The organism is uncultured Comamonas sp. (assembly GCF_964277875.1).
Classification (GTDB): domain Bacteria; phylum Pseudomonadota; class Gammaproteobacteria; order Burkholderiales; family Burkholderiaceae_C; genus Comamonas; species Comamonas sediminis.
Window position 1 is genome coordinate 84822 of record NZ_CAXYJV010000027.1, and the last position, 14769, is coordinate 99590.

14 protein-coding genes are annotated in these 14769 nt (G+C 64.0%); 6 read left to right on the forward strand and 8 right to left on the reverse strand.

Annotated elements, in window-relative coordinates:
• Position 1 precedes the first annotated feature (1 nt).
• From ACHWUQ_RS10370 to ACHWUQ_RS10380, 3 genes are read left to right on the forward strand one after another with little or no spacing between them, the layout of a single operon-like run.
• On the forward strand, positions 2-1195 hold the full coding sequence (locus ACHWUQ_RS10370) for a thiolase (protein WP_394681067.1): 1194 nt from the start codon (positions 2-4) through the stop codon (positions 1193-1195).
• A gap of 25 nt (positions 1196-1220) precedes the next feature.
• The gene (locus tag ACHWUQ_RS10375; protein ID WP_239810107.1) at positions 1221-2381 is read left to right on the forward strand and encodes an acyl-CoA dehydrogenase family protein; all 1161 of its coding nucleotides are present in this window, start codon (positions 1221-1223) and stop codon (positions 2379-2381) included.
• A complete protein-coding gene (locus ACHWUQ_RS10380) occupies positions 2378-2836 on the forward strand; it encodes a PaaI family thioesterase (RefSeq protein ID WP_312462477.1) in 459 nt (152 codons plus the stop codon). The genes ACHWUQ_RS10375 and ACHWUQ_RS10380 overlap by 4 nt, the downstream gene beginning before the upstream one ends.
• 223 nt (positions 2837-3059) lie before the next feature.
• On the opposite strand, the gene ACHWUQ_RS10385 is transcribed toward ACHWUQ_RS10380, so the two are convergent.
• The 7 genes from ACHWUQ_RS10385 to ACHWUQ_RS10415 all read right to left on the reverse strand — a co-directional run bounded on the left by ACHWUQ_RS10385 (position 3060) and on the right by ACHWUQ_RS10415 (position 8827).
• A complete protein-coding gene (locus ACHWUQ_RS10385) occupies positions 3060-3419 on the reverse strand; it encodes a hypothetical protein (RefSeq protein WP_394681068.1) in 360 nt (119 codons plus the stop codon).
• A 180-nt stretch (positions 3420-3599) separates the two neighbouring features.
• On the reverse strand, positions 3600-3860 hold the full coding sequence (gene minE / locus ACHWUQ_RS10390) for a cell division topological specificity factor MinE (RefSeq protein WP_394681069.1): 261 nt from the start codon (positions 3858-3860) through the stop codon (positions 3600-3602).
• A gap of 5 nt (positions 3861-3865) precedes the next feature.
• Complete coding sequence (gene minD / locus ACHWUQ_RS10395; RefSeq protein ID WP_133856701.1) at positions 3866-4678, reverse strand: septum site-determining protein MinD; 813 nt, start codon at positions 4676-4678, stop codon at positions 3866-3868.
• Between the two features lie 67 nt (positions 4679-4745).
• On the reverse strand, positions 4746-5477 hold the full coding sequence (gene minC, locus ACHWUQ_RS10400; protein ID WP_239810104.1) for a septum site-determining protein MinC: 732 nt from the start codon (positions 5475-5477) through the stop codon (positions 4746-4748).
• A gap of 189 nt (positions 5478-5666) precedes the next feature.
• Positions 5667-7163 (reverse strand): hypothetical protein, encoded by a 1497-nt coding sequence (locus tag ACHWUQ_RS10405; RefSeq protein ID WP_312526239.1) that lies wholly within the window; start codon positions 7161-7163, stop codon positions 5667-5669.
• Positions 7164-7250: 87 nt separating this feature from the next.
• The gene (locus tag ACHWUQ_RS10410) at positions 7251-7886 is read right to left on the reverse strand and encodes a hypothetical protein (protein ID WP_239810103.1); all 636 of its coding nucleotides are present in this window, start codon (positions 7884-7886) and stop codon (positions 7251-7253) included.
• Between the two features lie 23 nt (positions 7887-7909).
• The gene (locus tag ACHWUQ_RS10415) at positions 7910-8827 is read right to left on the reverse strand and encodes a zinc ribbon domain-containing protein (protein ID WP_394681070.1); all 918 of its coding nucleotides are present in this window, start codon (positions 8825-8827) and stop codon (positions 7910-7912) included.
• A gap of 277 nt (positions 8828-9104) precedes the next feature.
• On the opposite strand from ACHWUQ_RS10415, the gene ACHWUQ_RS10420 reads away from it, so the two are divergent.
• The 3 genes from ACHWUQ_RS10420 to ACHWUQ_RS10430 all read left to right on the forward strand — a co-directional run bounded on the left by ACHWUQ_RS10420 (position 9105) and on the right by ACHWUQ_RS10430 (position 13678).
• Complete coding sequence (locus tag ACHWUQ_RS10420) at positions 9105-10397, forward strand: solute carrier family 23 protein (RefSeq protein ID WP_239810101.1); 1293 nt, start codon at positions 9105-9107, stop codon at positions 10395-10397.
• Between the two features lie 230 nt (positions 10398-10627).
• Complete coding sequence (locus ACHWUQ_RS10425) at positions 10628-12148, forward strand: acetyl-CoA hydrolase/transferase family protein (protein ID WP_239810100.1); 1521 nt, start codon at positions 10628-10630, stop codon at positions 12146-12148.
• Between the two features lie 228 nt (positions 12149-12376).
• Positions 12377-13678: an MFS transporter gene (locus ACHWUQ_RS10430; RefSeq protein ID WP_394681071.1), complete on the forward strand. Its 1302-nt coding sequence runs from the start codon at positions 12377-12379 to the stop codon at positions 13676-13678.
• Between the two features lie 69 nt (positions 13679-13747).
• On the opposite strand, the gene ACHWUQ_RS10435 is transcribed toward ACHWUQ_RS10430, so the two are convergent.
• Entirely contained in the window at positions 13748-14728 is a 981-nt protein-coding gene (locus ACHWUQ_RS10435) for a YihY/virulence factor BrkB family protein (protein WP_312414394.1), read from the reverse strand.
• Between the last annotated feature and the right edge of the window lie 41 nt (positions 14729-14769).

The window sequence follows — 14769 nt, forward strand, 5'->3', positions numbered from 1 at the left end:
CATGGCACAAGTACATACCAGCAGCGGCCTGCGCGCGCTGCGCGGCAAGGCCGCCATCACCGGCGTGGCCACCTATGGCTGCGGCGAAGCCCCGGGTTCGGACGACATGCTGCTGCTCGCACGCGCTGCCCATGCAGCCGTCGCCGATGCGGGCCTGACGATGCAGGACATCGACGGCCTGGCCACCTGCAGCGTCAACGCCACGATGTGGCCGATGCCGGTGATCGAGCACCTGGGCATCAACCCGAACTACATCAACGGCACCATGGTGGGCGGCTCCAGCTTTATCGCCCACCTGCTGCCGTCGATCATGGCGTTGGAGGCCGGCCAGTGCAAGCATGTGCTGGTCTGCTACGGCAGCGCCCAGCGCTCGGCCGCCTTTGGCCGCAAGGAGTCCACCGCTGCGCGCAAGTTCATGGACCCGCAGCCTTTCGAGCACCCCTTCGAGCCCACGATGCCGGTCGCCGCCTATGCAATGGCAGCGGCCCGCCACATGCACCAGTACGGCACCACGCGCGAGCAGCTCGCGGCCGTGGCCGTCTCGGCCCGCCAATGGGCACAGAAAAACCCCGAGGCCTTCATGCGCGACCCGCTGACCATCGAGCAGGTGCTGGGCGCCCGCATGGTGGCCGATCCCTTCACTGTGCGCGATTGCTGCCTGGTGACCGATGGCGGCGGCGCCTTTGTGCTCAGCCGCGCCGACGATGCCCAGCGCGGCCCGAACGCGCCCATCTATGTGCTGGGCAATGCCACGGCCTGCTGGAACCGCCAGATCTCGTCGATGCCCGACCTCACCGTCACCGCTGCGAGCCAGTCGGGTGCGCAGGCCTTTGCGATGGCGGGCCTGACGGCGCAAGACATGGATGTGGTCGAGCTGTATGACGCCTTCACCATCAACACCCTGCTCTTCCTGGAAGACCTGGGCTTTGTCAAAAAGGGCGAGGCCGGTGCCTTTGTCGCCAGCGGCGCGATTGCACCGGGCGGCAGTCTGCCGGTCAACACCAATGGTGGCGGCCTGTCCTGCGTGCACCCGGGCATGTACGGCATCTTTGCGCTGATCGAGGCAGTGCGCCAGCTGCGCGGCCACTGCGGCGAGCGCCAGGTGGCGGGCGCCCAGCTGGCACTGGCCCACGGCAATGGCGGCACCCTGTCGAGCCAGGCTACGGCGATTTTGGGCACGGCGGCAACGCTCTAAAAGCCCTCAAGAGAGAGAACATTCGATGATCCGAGACCAAGAAACCCTGGACGCACTGCTCGACAGCGTGCGCCGCTTTGTGCGCGAGCGCCTGGTGCCCGCCGAGAACGAAGTCGCCGAAACCGACGAGATCCCCGAAGCCATCGTGCAGGAGATGCGCGAGCTGGGCCTGTTCGGCCTGACCATCCCGGAAGCATTCGGCGGCCTGGAGCTGACGATGGAAGAGGAAGTGCATGTGCTGCTGGAGCTGTGCCAGACCTCGCCCGCCTTCCGCTCGGTGATCGGCACCACGGTGGGCATCGGCTCGCAAGGCATTCTGATGGATGGCACCGATGCCCAGAAGGCCGAATGGCTGCCGCGCCTGGCCACCGGCGAGGTGATCGCCTCGTTCGCGCTGACCGAGCCCGAAGCCGGCTCGGACGCCGCATCGTTGCGCACCACCGCCGTCAGGCAGGGCGACCACTACATCGTCAACGGCACCAAGCGCTTCATCACCAATGCGCCCCATGCCGGCATGTTCACGTTGATGGCACGCACCAACCCGGCCGACAAGGGCGCCGGCGGCGTGTCCTCCTTCATCGTCGATGCCAAGAGCCCGGGCATCAGCTTTGGCAAGTACGACAAGAAGATGGGCCAGCGCGGCGCCCACACCTGCGATGTGATCTTTGACAACGTGAAGGTGCCCGCTGCCAACCTGATCGGCCTGCAAGAAGGCCGGGGCTTCAAGACCGCGATGAAGGTGCTGGAAAAAGGCCGCATCCACATCGCCGCCGTGGCCGTGGGTTGCGCCAAACGCATCCTGCGCGATGCGCTGCAGTACGCGCTGGAGCGCAAGCAGTTTGGCCAGGCGATCTGCGACTTCCAGCTGGTGCAGGCGATGCTGGCCGACAGCCAGGCCGAGCTCTATGCCGCCGAGTGCATGACCATCGACGCCGCGCGCCGCCGCGATGCGGGCCAGAACGTCTCGACCGAGGCATCGAGTGCCAAGATGTTTGCCACCGAGATGTGTGGCCGCGTGGCCGATCGTGCAGTGCAGATCCTCGGCGGCTCGGGCTATATGGCCGAGTACGGCATCGAGCGCTTCTACCGCGATGTGCGGCTGTTCCGCCTCTACGAGGGCACGACGCAGATCCAGCAGATCATCATTGCGCGCAACATGGTGCGCGAAGCCAAGGCCGCCGCATGAGCACCACCCCGCCCCGCCAGCAGCTGAGCATCGAGGACCTCAACACCCGCGTGCCGTTTCTGCGCCTCATCGGCGCCCGCCAGGATCCGAACTTTGAAGACGGCATCGTGCGCGTGCACCTGCCCGACCTGCGCGAGGAGCTGTGCAACCAGCTGCCCGCCGCGCATGGCGGCATTCTGATGACCCTGCTCGATGTGGCGATGTCGCGCGCCGCCGTGCTCGCCCCCGGCGCACCGTCGAGCACCGCCGTCACGGTAGAGATGTCCTCGCGCTTCATCTACCCTGGCCGCGGCCCGCTGGTTGCTGAAGGCTGGGTCATCAACCAGGGCCGCTCGCTGTGCACCTGCCAGGCCAACATCTACGACGCCAACCGCCGCATCCTGGCCACCGCCCAAGGTACCTTCAAATACTGGAAAGCCCACGCCTACGACAACACGGCCGAACCCGGTGCATAACTGAGGGGAAAAGCACAAACCTGTGCACAGTTTTGTGGATAAACCAGCCACTTATCCACGAACCGCCAGAAATCCACCGACTTACCCCCAACAAAAACGCGACCCGAAGGTCGCGTTTGTTTTTTGGAGAACCGAAACCAGGATGGTGATTCCGATTACGGTATTCAACAGCCAAGTCAGCAGCCCACAGAGCACTATCTCGGCACCTAGCCAGGGAACAGGTCTAGCGTGATAGCTCTCTCCACACCAACGCGGCCACCAACAGCACCAGCACACCGATTGCTCCGATCAGCACCTTGGTGAGGGAGCGGTTCGCTATCGCAAGACTGCTGGGACTGGCCAAATAAGCGTGATAAGCCGCAACGTCAACGGGATGGGCAACTATATGCGAAGGATTGCACATGAGCTGGACGGCATCTTCGAGCTGCTCCTCGAGTGCGCAAAAGACCAAATACTCGAAACCAGCTTTCCTTTTGTGATGCGTATTTGCATGCACAACGAGTGCTGCAATACCTGCATCTTCTAGGCATCTGCTCAAGCTGTATGCCGCATCGCTCGTATGAAACCCGCCCAATAATTTCATGGCTCGCAGAGGTCAAATTAACATGACACGCTAGCACATGATCGCGCCAAAATAGTGCGCACAATAAGTAACCAACACATATCTCGTCGGTCAGCTAGTCAGCAAAGCAAACGGAGGCATCAAGCCTCCGTTTATTTTGCGCCCTTGGTCGAGCGCTTATTCCGTCGTGCCTGGCCCAGATTACTTGGGCTCTGGCAGCTCGATCTTGACTTCGAGAACTTCAAGATTATCTTGTCGTTCCAAGTTGACACGTACATCGTCGGGATTGATCGACACGTACTTGGCGATCACGGCCATCAGCTCCTTTTGCAGAGCAGGGAGGTAGTCCGGCTGGTTGTTGCTACGCCCAGTGCGCTCCCGCGCCAAGATAATCTGCAGCCGCTCCTTGGCGACCGACGCGGTCTTCTTCTTTTCACCCAAGAACAGGGACAGCAAGGACATCAGACTTACCTCCCGAAAATACGTTTGAAGAAACCAGGCTTCTGCGCATCGGTAAAGCGCATCGGCTTGTCTTCACCCAAAAAGCGCGCCACCACATCCTTGTAGGCTTCGGACACATCGGTCTGGCTCAGATTGATCGCAGGGGTGCCCTGGTTGGAGGCCTGCAGCACCGATTCCGACTCGGGAATCACACCGATCAGCGGAATGCGCAGAATGTCCTGGATGTCTTCCAGCGACAGCATCTGGCCGTCCTGCACCCGGTTGGGGTTGTAACGCGTGATCAGCAGGTGTTCCTTGATAGGATCGCCGCCATCGACGGCACGCTTGGTCTTGGAGCTGAGCATGCCCAGGATGCGGTCCGAGTCACGCACGGACGACACCTCGGGGTTGGTGACCACCAGTGCCTCGTCGGCAAAGTGCATCGCCATCAGCGCGCCGCTCTCGATACCGGCGGGCGAGTCGCAGACGATGTAGTCAAAGTCCATCGCCGCCAGGTCCTTGAGGATCTTCTCGACCCCGTCCTGCGTCAGCGCATCCTTGTCGCGCGTTTGCGAGGCGGCCAGGATGTAGAGGTTCTCCAATTGCTTGTCCTTGATCAGCGCCTGGTTGAGGTTGGCCTCTCCCTGGATCACATTGATCAGGTCATAGACCACACGGCGCTCGCAGCCCATGATCAGGTCCAGATTGCGCAGGCCGACGTCAAAGTCGATCACCGCAGTTTTGTGGCCGCTCAGCGCCAATCCGGCCGCAAAGCTTGCACTGGTGGTAGTTTTTCCAACTCCGCCCTTGCCGGAAGTTACAACGACGATTTTTGCCATCTTTCGATCCGATCCCTTTACGTCCTCAAATGTCCAAAGCCCTGTCCGGGCTGTCCCTTGGTGCCTGTCACAGCGGTTCAATCAGCAGTTTCTCACCTTCAAGCCGCACCACGGCAGCCTTGCCCGACAGCTCGGCGGGCCAATCCGACTCGACCGTGCGGTAGATGCCCGCAATCGACACGAGCTGCGGCTCGAAACAGGTGCAATAAATACGCGCGCTCTTGTCCCCACGGGCGCCGGCCACGGCCCGGCCCCGCAGCGGACCGTAGACATGGACGTTGCCATCGGCAATCACCTCGGCGCCAAAGCTGACGATGGCGTTGACGATCACATCGCTGCCCGACGCATAGACCTGCTGGCCCGAACGCATGGGTTTGTCGACCCGCAGGGTGGTCTTGGGCGGCAGCTGCACTTCCTTGATCACCTCGACCTCAACCTCGCGCACCTCGGGTTCCGCCGCCTTGCGCGCTGGCGGCGCTTCGGGCGCAGCGATGAGGCCTGCTGCGTAGGCACTGGCCATCTGCGCCTCGCTGCCGCCGCGCACGGCCACTGGCGTGGTGCGGTACTGGCGCAGCAACGCCACGAGCGCCGCAAAGTCGATGTCCTCCCCGCTCTCGCGCAGTTGCGCGAGATCGACCAGCACCGGGTCATGGTCGAAGAACGCGGAGTCGCTGCCAAAACGCTCGGCAAACTCCTGGGCCAATTGCTCCAGGTCGGCCGAACGCAATGCGAACGCAACCACCGGCAACTGGGCGCTTTTCATATCGAAACCGCTGCGCTGGGTTGTTTCACCTGACATGGTTATAAGCCGATCTACTTATTGGACATGAATCGGCAAAGTGTAACCTGCTTGACGTGAACCGCCGCAGCCGGTCTGCCGTTTTGCCCGGATTGACAACACTCTTTTACCAATGAGGCCATGCGGGCCGGGGCTTGCAGAGTGCCATGAAAAAGGGCGCTCACGCGCCCTGGGGGATGCCTCAGCCGGTCAGGGCTTGAGCTGGAAGCCGCAATGGCCGCAGAACACATCGTCAGCCGCCACCACCTCAAAGCAACTGCGGCAGCGCAGCAAGGGCTCGGAGGCCACCGGTGCCGCTGGCGCTGCAGTGGGCGGCAAAGCCGATGCGGCCGCACCGCCAACGACTGCTGCAGCGCCCAGGCCAGTGGTGGGCGTTGGCGCCACCGGCGGCTGCACGGGCGCAGGTGGCACCACGGAAGCCGGCGCCACAGGGGCTGGCGCTACCGGAGCAGAGGGTGTGGGGGCTGCGGGTGCTGGGGCTGGCACCGGAGCGGCGACCGATGCCGGTGCAGGAGCCGACGTCACCGGGGGCACCGGAGCCACGGGAGCGACCGGCGCAGGCGCTGGCGCAAAGATGTCATTCAGCGGCGCTACCGGTGCAGCAGGCGTTGCTGGTGCTGCCGGAGCCACGGGCGCAGCCGGGGCACGCGCCGTGCCGCCGTGGTGGCCATGGCCATCCATATGCGCGGCATGGCGCACCTTGTCGGCCGCCTCGCGGGCCATGCCCTGGGCCTGGCGGGCCTTCTCGCGCGCCAGGTCAATGCCGGCCTGCAGGCTCTCTTCGGTACCTTGCTCATCGAGGCCATCGGTGACCATCAGGTAGATGATGTTCACGCCCATGATCATCACCTGCATGGTCAGCGCCATCAGCACGGCAAACAGGATCACGGTCGACAGGGTGCCGGCCAGCATATGGCCGCTGCCGGCCATCGCGCCAAAGGCGGCAGAGTTGCCCATGCCGCCCATCGACGCCATCATGCTCGGGCCGATCACGCCGCTGGCAATCGCCGTCATGTAGGCAAAGCCGGGGATGAAGCCGGTGAACACCACCAAGGTAATGACGGTGATGACGATGTAGAGCGCCAGCAGCATCAGCACCAGCGGCACCAGGCGCGTGCGCACCACTGCCAGCACCAGCGAGACCGCGCGGCGCAGCGAACGGCCGTCCCAGATCGCGGGGGCCAGCAGCGGCGCCGCCACCCAGTACAGCGCGATGAAGAACACCGACGCGGCAATCACCATCACCGGATGGGCAAAGAACAGCAGGATCGGGCCGATGAACGGAATCTTGCAGACGAAATAGACAATGGCCGCCACCAGGCACAGGCCCAGCACCACGGCCAGTACCAGCAGGCCAAACAGGATGAAGCGCGGGACACACAGCAGGCCCGCCCGGATGGCGGCAGCCACGCTGCGCTGCTCCACATCCTTGGCCTTGTCCTGCAGCAGGATGCCGACTGCCGACATGCCGGCCGAGAACACCACCGAGGCGATGACCAGGAACAGCAGCGCCAGCAGCATGCTGCCCGCGCGGGTGGCCAGCATCTGGCCGCCCACCATCACCAGGCCGCCGGCCAGCCAGGTCAGGAACGACAGGCCGAGCACACGCCATTGGGTCAGGCCCTCGGCCGCTCGCATCAGTTGGCCAAAGTCAATGGACTTCAGCATCGATTTGGGAGAAGACATCAGCGATTCCTTCGTCGTGGTTATCGTTGGGTGGGGCCAGCGGCCCCGCAGGGGCGCGCATGGCTGCTACAGGCGCGGGTGGTGGCTTCAATCGATACGGCTGGGCCAGGGTTTGGCCTGGATCACGAAGTGCTCGATACCCGGTGGCACATTCTTGTCGGCCGATTTCTTGACCTCGACCGGGTTGCCGGCCTCGGTGGGTGCGGTGCCGGAATTGGTATTGACCTTCTTGGCACGGAGATCGCGCGGCGAGACGGTGACAAAGATCGTGGCGCCGCCCCGGTTGTCGGCCATCATCGTGGCGATGTCCTTGATGGCAACCATCGCATCCTTGTGCTCCTGGCGCGACTTGGCGGCCCAGGGCAGATCGAGCGATACCGCATCGAGCACCGGCATGCCGCGCGTGGCAGGCGACTGGCTGGAGCTGAAGACCTGCTCAGTGGTGGTGGTCTTGCTGCCCGAGATGCGCTGCTTGACCGGCAGCGCCGACATCGCCTCGACCGCGCGGACGCGCAGCGCCTCGGCCTGGTCGATCTCGCCCTTGATCTTCTGCTCCCAGGTCACCAGTGCAGGTGGCACGGCAGGCTCACGGCAGCCGGGGGGCGACGCAACCCCGCACTCCACCTGCACCGGCACCGCTGGCGCGGGCGCAGGTGCGGGTTCTGGCGGTGGCGCCACGCAGCCCGCCAGCGCGAGCACCGACACCAGGGCGGACATTTTCATCAACAGCTTCACAATGCTCTCCTTCAATTCAGCAAATCATCCAGGGTTTGGGGGCGCGCCGGCTTGCGCACGGCCGGCCGGGCCGGCGCCGGTGCCGGCGCAGGGGCAGCCGCTTCTTCGATGGGCACCGCAGCGGCCACGGCCTCCTCGGCAGTTGCCGGGGCTACCAGCGATTCATTGGGGGCGAGCGCAGCATTGGTCTCGACCATCGCCGGCGCAGCCGCCTCTACCGGCGCAGCGGCGGCGGCAGGTGCGGAGACGCTGGGCGCCGCCACGGTGCCCGCTGCAGGGCGCCCCTGCTGGCTCTTCCACCACCAGGCACCGCCTGCGGCCACTACCAACAGGCCCAGCAGTGCCAACATAATACGCAGCCCGTGGCCGCTGGAGGGCACCGGGGCTTCGGGCATGGGGTTGCGCACCTGCGCGCCGGCACGCGGGCGCAGGCCGGGGTCCGGGGCGGTGGGAGGGGCACGCCTGGCAGCGGCATCGGTCTGCCACAGCGGCACGTCGGGTTCGCGCAACGCAGGCGCCGGCACGGCCGCTGCCGAGCTGGCCGCCGCACCACCGATCACCATCGCGGCGCTGGTCTGGATGCGCTCACCGGGCAGCGTGGACGCGGGCTCGGAGCTGTCCTGCACATTGCCAAAGACCAGAATGGCCTTCTCTTCGGCCGGGCTCAGCGGGGTGTCCCAGTCGGGCGCGGTGTCCTGAAACCCGGGGCTTTCCTCAAAGCGGCAGCCGCATTGCTTGCAAAACAATGCCTGCCCTTTGCACAGCGCGCCGCAGTCGGGGCAGGTTGCATAGGCGGCCACCGGCGCTGCCGGCAGGCTGCGGGGGCTGGCCAGCGCCTCGGACAGCGGCTCCGACTGCACCTTGCAGCCGCATTTCCGACAGAATTTGGCGTTGGCGGCCAATGCCTCGCCACATTGCACACAGTTCATCGAAACCCTCTCTCCCTGGACGTACAAGCTGCCGAAAGCAACCTACCGTATTTGTTCTGAATATCATTGTGATTATCTATTGCATTGGCCCATTGGGCCAGTGCCATGGCGCCACACCGTGCAGCATCGCCGTCCCGGCCGCACTGCATGGGTTCCTGGTTAGAGAGTTTCCCTCTCTCTACAAGGATTGGCAAATTCACTATGATGCAGCACCTTTTCTCTCGCCCGCCTGCAATTGCGCCCACCGGCGCAGCCCTGCACGCGGCCTGCCCATACCATGTCTGAATCCTTCCTTCCCCGCTGGCGTGAAGTGCGCCCAGGCGCTGACGATGTCGTCGCGCCCGATGAGCGCCTGCCCTGGCCACAAACCTCGATCATGGGGGTGCAGCATGTCATCGCCATGTTTGGCTCGACCATTCTGGCGCCCATTCTGATGGGTTTTGACCCGAATGTCGCCATTTTGATGAGTGGTGTCGGCACTTTGATCTTCTTTTTGATCACTGGCGGCCGGGTGCCCAGTTATCTGGGATCGAGCTTTGCGTTCATCGGCGTGGTGATTGCCGCCACCGGCTATGCCGGCTCCGGGCCCAATGCCAACATCGGCATGGCGCTGGGCGGCATCATTGCCTGCGGCCTGCTCTACACCTTGATCGGCTTCATCGTGCAGGTGGTGGGTACCGGGTGGATCGAGCGCTTCATGCCACCGGTGGTGACGGGCGCGATCGTCGCGGTGATCGGCCTGAACCTCGCCAGCGTTCCCGTCAAGAACATGGCCAGCAACAACTTCGAGAGCTGGATGCAGGCGATGACCTTTGTCTGCGTCGGCATGGTGGCCGTGCTCACCCGGGGCATGGTGCAGCGCCTGCTGATCCTGGTGGGCCTGATGGCAGCGTCCATCATCTACGCCATCCTCACCAATGGCATGGGTCTGGGCAAGCCGGTGGATCTGTCGGGCCTGGCCTCGGCCGCCTGGATCGGCATGCCCAACTTCTCGGCCCCCCAGTTCAGCCCGCAAGCGATGGTGCTGATCGCGCCGATCGTGATCATCCTCGTCGCCGAGAACCTGGGCCACATCAAGGCGGTGACGGCCATGACCGGCCGCAACCTGGACCAGTACATGGGCCGGGCCTTCATCGGTGACGGCGTGGCCACGATGGTCAGCGGCGGCGTGGGCGGCACGGGTGTGACCACCTATGCAGAAAACATCGGCGTGATGGCCGCAACGCGCATCTACTCGACCGCTGTCTTCATGGTGGCCGGCCTCATTGCGCTGCTGCTGGGCTTTTCGCCCAAGTTCGGCGCGCTGATCCAGGCCATCCCGCTGCCGGTCATGGGCGGCGTGTCGATTGTCGTGTTCGGCCTGATCGCGGTGGCCGGCGCCAAAATCTGGGTGGAAAACAAGGTGGATTTCTCGCAGAACAAGAACCTGATCGTCGCCGCCATCACCTTGATCATCGGCACCGGTGACTTCACATTGAAATTCGGCAGCTTTGCGCTGGGCGGCATCGGGACCGCGACCTTCGGCGCCATCATCCTCTACCAACTGCTCAACCGCAGCGACAAGCGCTGAGCGGCACATCTCCCCAAGCCCGGTTGTCCCGGGCTTTTTTCTTGCGCTAAATTGTTGCAGCGCAACAATAAATGGGCATTGCAGTAGCACTTATCCACAATCGGGTATTCCCCGATCCCAAATGGTTTCGCGTGCAACGACTGCTAAGATTTGCCCGCCTCGCCGCCCGGCCATTGCCGCTGGGCTGCATCTGTAGACAATAACGAAAACACCCTCCCGGAGTCTTCCCCATGTCGTTGAATGACCGCGTGCGCTGCAGCGCGCTGCACTCCCGCATCATGTCCGCTGCCGACGCGGCCGCGCTGATCCCCGCTGGCGCCAATGTGGGCATGAGCGGCTTCACCGGCGCCGGCTATCCCAAGGCGCTGCCACAGGCCATCGCCGCCCATGCCAAGTCCGAGCATGCGGCCGGCCGCCCCTACAAGCTCAATGTCTGGACAGGCGCGTCCACCGCCGCCGAATGCGATGGTGTGATGGCCGAGGCCGGGGCCATTGGCCAGCGGCTGCCGTTCAACACCGACCCGATCGCGCGCAAGGCGATCAATGCCGGTGACATCGACTTCATCGACATGCACCTCTCGCATGTGGCCCAGCACGCCTGGTTCGGCTTTCTGGGCCCCATGCATGTGGCCGTGGTCGAAGTGCTGGGCATCACCGCCGATGGCCTGCTGATCCCGTCGACCGCCGTGGGCAACAACAAGACCTGGCTGGAGATTGCGGACAAGGTGATCCTCGAGGTGAACACCAAGCCACCCGCCAGAATGGAAGGCATGCACGACATCTACTACGGCACGGCGATCCCGCCGCGCCGCGTGCCTATCCGCATGACGCATGCCGACGACCGCATCGGCGAGGGCTACCTGAAGGTGGACCTGGACAAGGTGGTCGCCGTGGTCGAGACCCACAAGGGCGACCGCGACAATGTGTTTGCCGCGCCGGATGCCAACTCCAACACCATTGCCGCCTCGATCATCGACTTTCTCTCGCACGAGATGAAGATGGGCCGCCTGCCCCAGCAGATGCTGCCGATCCAGTCGGGCGTGGGCAATGTGGCCAATGCGGTATTGGCCGGCCTGCTGACCGGCCCCTTCGACAACCTGCTGGGCTTCACCGAAGTGCTGCAGGACGGCATGCTCGACCTGCTGCGCAGCGGCAAGATGGCGCGCGCCTCGGCCACCGCCATCTCGCTGTCGTCTGCCGCCTACCGCGATTTCGAGGAGAACATCGACTTCTACCGCGACCGCATCATCCTGCGCCCGCAGGAGATCTCGAACCACCCCGAGCTGGTACGCCGCCTGGGCGTGATCGCGATGAATTCGATGATCGAGGCCGACATCTACGGCAACATCAACTCCACCCATGTGATGGGCTCGAGCATGATGAACGGCATTGGCGGCAGTGGCGACTTTGCCCGCAACGGCTTTCTGTCCTTCTTCGTCACGCCCTCGGTGGCCAAGAACGGCCACATCTCCTGCATCGTGCCCATGTGCTCGCATGTGGACCACACCGAGCACGACACACAGATCATCGTCACCGAACAAGGCCTGGCCGATCTGCGCGGCCTCTCGCCCAAGCAGCGCGCCAAGGTCATCATCGAGCGCTGCGCGCACCCGGACTTCCGCCCGATGCTGCAGGACTATGTGGACCGTGCGATGCAGCAGTCGGCCGGCCTGCATACGCCGCACATCCTGACCGAGGCGCTGTCCTGGCACCAGCGCTACCTGGATACCGGTTCGATGAAGACCGCCTGATCCACCCACCCGATCACCCGGACGCCCCGCCAGCCTGCGCTGCGCGGGGCGTTTTGCATCTGTCTCCGACGCAATTGCGGCAGCGGGCGCTGCAGCGCACAATAGCGGCGACCCGATGGCAGCCGCCATCGAAAAGCCGCACCAGCTTTTGATACAACTGAACATACAGCTATCAAAAGTGAAGCGCCTCTACCGCACGTCCTACCCATAACAGCATCGGAGACCAACATGGACACCCTGGAACAGCGCACCATCTCCAAGATCAGCTGGCGGCTCCTGCCGCTGCTGATGGTCTGCTACTTCATCGCCTACCTCGACCGCGTCAACATCGGCTTTGCCGGGGCCAGCATGTCCAAGGACCTGGGCTTCTCCGCGGCCGTCTTCGGCAGTGCGGCCGGCATCTTCTTTCTCTCGTACTTTCTCTGTGAAGTGCCGAGCAACCTGGCACTGGAGAAGTTCGGCGCCCGCAAGTGGATCGCCCGCATCATGTTCAGCTGGGGCGTGCTGTCGGCCGGCCAGGCCTGGGTGGACAGCGCCACCAGCTTCAACGTGGTGCGCTTTCTGCTGGGCATTGCCGAGGCGGGCTTCTTCCCCGGCGTCATTTTCTACATCACCTTGTGGTTCCCGGCCGCCTACCGCGCGCGCATCGTCGGCTGGTTCATGTTCGCCATTCCGATCTCCACGGTGATCGGCGCGCCCATCTCCGGCTTCATCCTCGACATGGACGGCATGGGCGGCATGCATGGCTGGCAATGGCTGTTCATCCTGGAGGCGCTGCCGGCGATCTTCCTGACCTTCGTCGTGCTGTTCTACCTGCCCGATGGCCCGCAGGACGCCAAGTGGCTGACCGCCGAAGAACGCGCCTGGCTCGCCCAGACCCTGGCGGCCGAACGCCAGAACCGCGAATCCATCCACAAGATCTCCTGGAAGCAGACCCTGCTCAACCCCAAGGTAATCGCGCTGGGCTTTGTCTACATGGGCATCACCGTGCCGCTCTACGGCCTGGGCTTCTTCCTGCCGCAGATCATCAAGGGCTTTGGTGGCCTGTCCAATGTGCAGGTCGGCTTCATCAACGCCTTCCCCTATCTGGTCGGCGCCATCGCGATGATCTTCTGGACACGCGGCTCCGACCGCATGAAGGAGCGCAAATGGTTTGTGCTGATTCCGCTGGCCTGCATCGTTGCCGGCCTGCTGATCGCTGCCAACACCGCCGCACCAGTGCCCAAGATGGCGGCGGTGACCCTGGCTGCGTTTGGCATCTTCAGCGCGCTGCCCACGTTCTGGACCTTGCCCACCGCCTTCCTGAGCGGCACCGCTGCGGCAGCGGGCATCGCCTGGATCAACTCCATCGGCAACCTGGGTGGCTACATCGGCCCCACGATCTTTGGCACGCTCAAGGACAAGATGGGCAACGATGTCTACGCCGTCATGTTCCTGGCATCGCTGGCCGTTGTCGCGTTTGCGCTGGTGTTCTTCATGCGCCATGACACCCGCGCCGAAGGCTTTGATGTGAAGGCCCCGGCCCACTGAAGAGCGGGGCCACCCTCCCCCTAAAAAACAATGCGCCCTCGGGCGCATTGTTGTTGGTGCGATGGTCTTCTAGATCTGAAAATCCACCGTCGCCGCCTCGCCCGCCGCAGGCCGCAGACGCGCGCTGTCCGCCTCCGCTGCGCCGCCTCCCTTGCCATGCAGCGCAATATCCGCACCGTTGAGCGACCGTGCACAACTCGCTGCAAACAGCAGGATCGCGGACGAGAAATAGATCCACATCAGCAGCACCACCAGCGAGCCGGCAGCGCCATAGGCCGATACGACGGCTGCAGTGGACAGATACCAGGCCAGCACCTGCTTGCCGATGGTGAAGAGAAAGGCGCCGATCGCAGCGCCGGCAATCAGAAAGCGCAGCCGGGGCTTGGTGCCGGTGCCGATGCGCATCATGCCGACGAACAAGGTCACGGTGATCAGGAAGGACACCGTCTCATTGATGACGCCCAGCAGCATGCCGGGGGCCTCCACATGCAATACGGCGCCGGCCCAGCGCGTGGTCATGCTCAGCATCGTCGTGATGACCAGCGAGATCAGCATCAAGAAGCCCAGCACCAGGATATAGCCCAGGCCCCGCACACGCTGCACCAGCGAATACCACCACGGGGTATCGCTCTTGTCAACCGCCTCGCCATGGTTCCACAGCCGCTCCAGCGAAGTCTGCAGCTCCACGAACACCCCGGTGGCACCGGACAGCAGCATCACAAAACCAATGGCCGAGGCAATCAAACCCTGCGATTTGGTTTGCGCACTCGACAGCGCGCCGCGCACCACATCGGCCACCTGCGCGCCCATGATGTCCTCGACCTGGTGGATCAGGTTGCTCTCTATGTAGGAGCGGTCCAGCCACCAGCCCAGCACGCCCACCAGGAGCAGCAGCAACGGTGCCAGGCTCAGCATGCCGTAGAAGGACATGGCCGCGCTCATGCGCAGACCGTCAGCCGCCAGCCATTGCTGGGCGGCATCGTAGAAAGGGCGGAAAGGGTTGAGCTTGTGCTGCACCCGCTGGGCGAGCGTGGAGTCTTGGTTCACCATCGCCCGATTCTGGCATTGAAGGGCGGCCGGCCGGTGTCAGC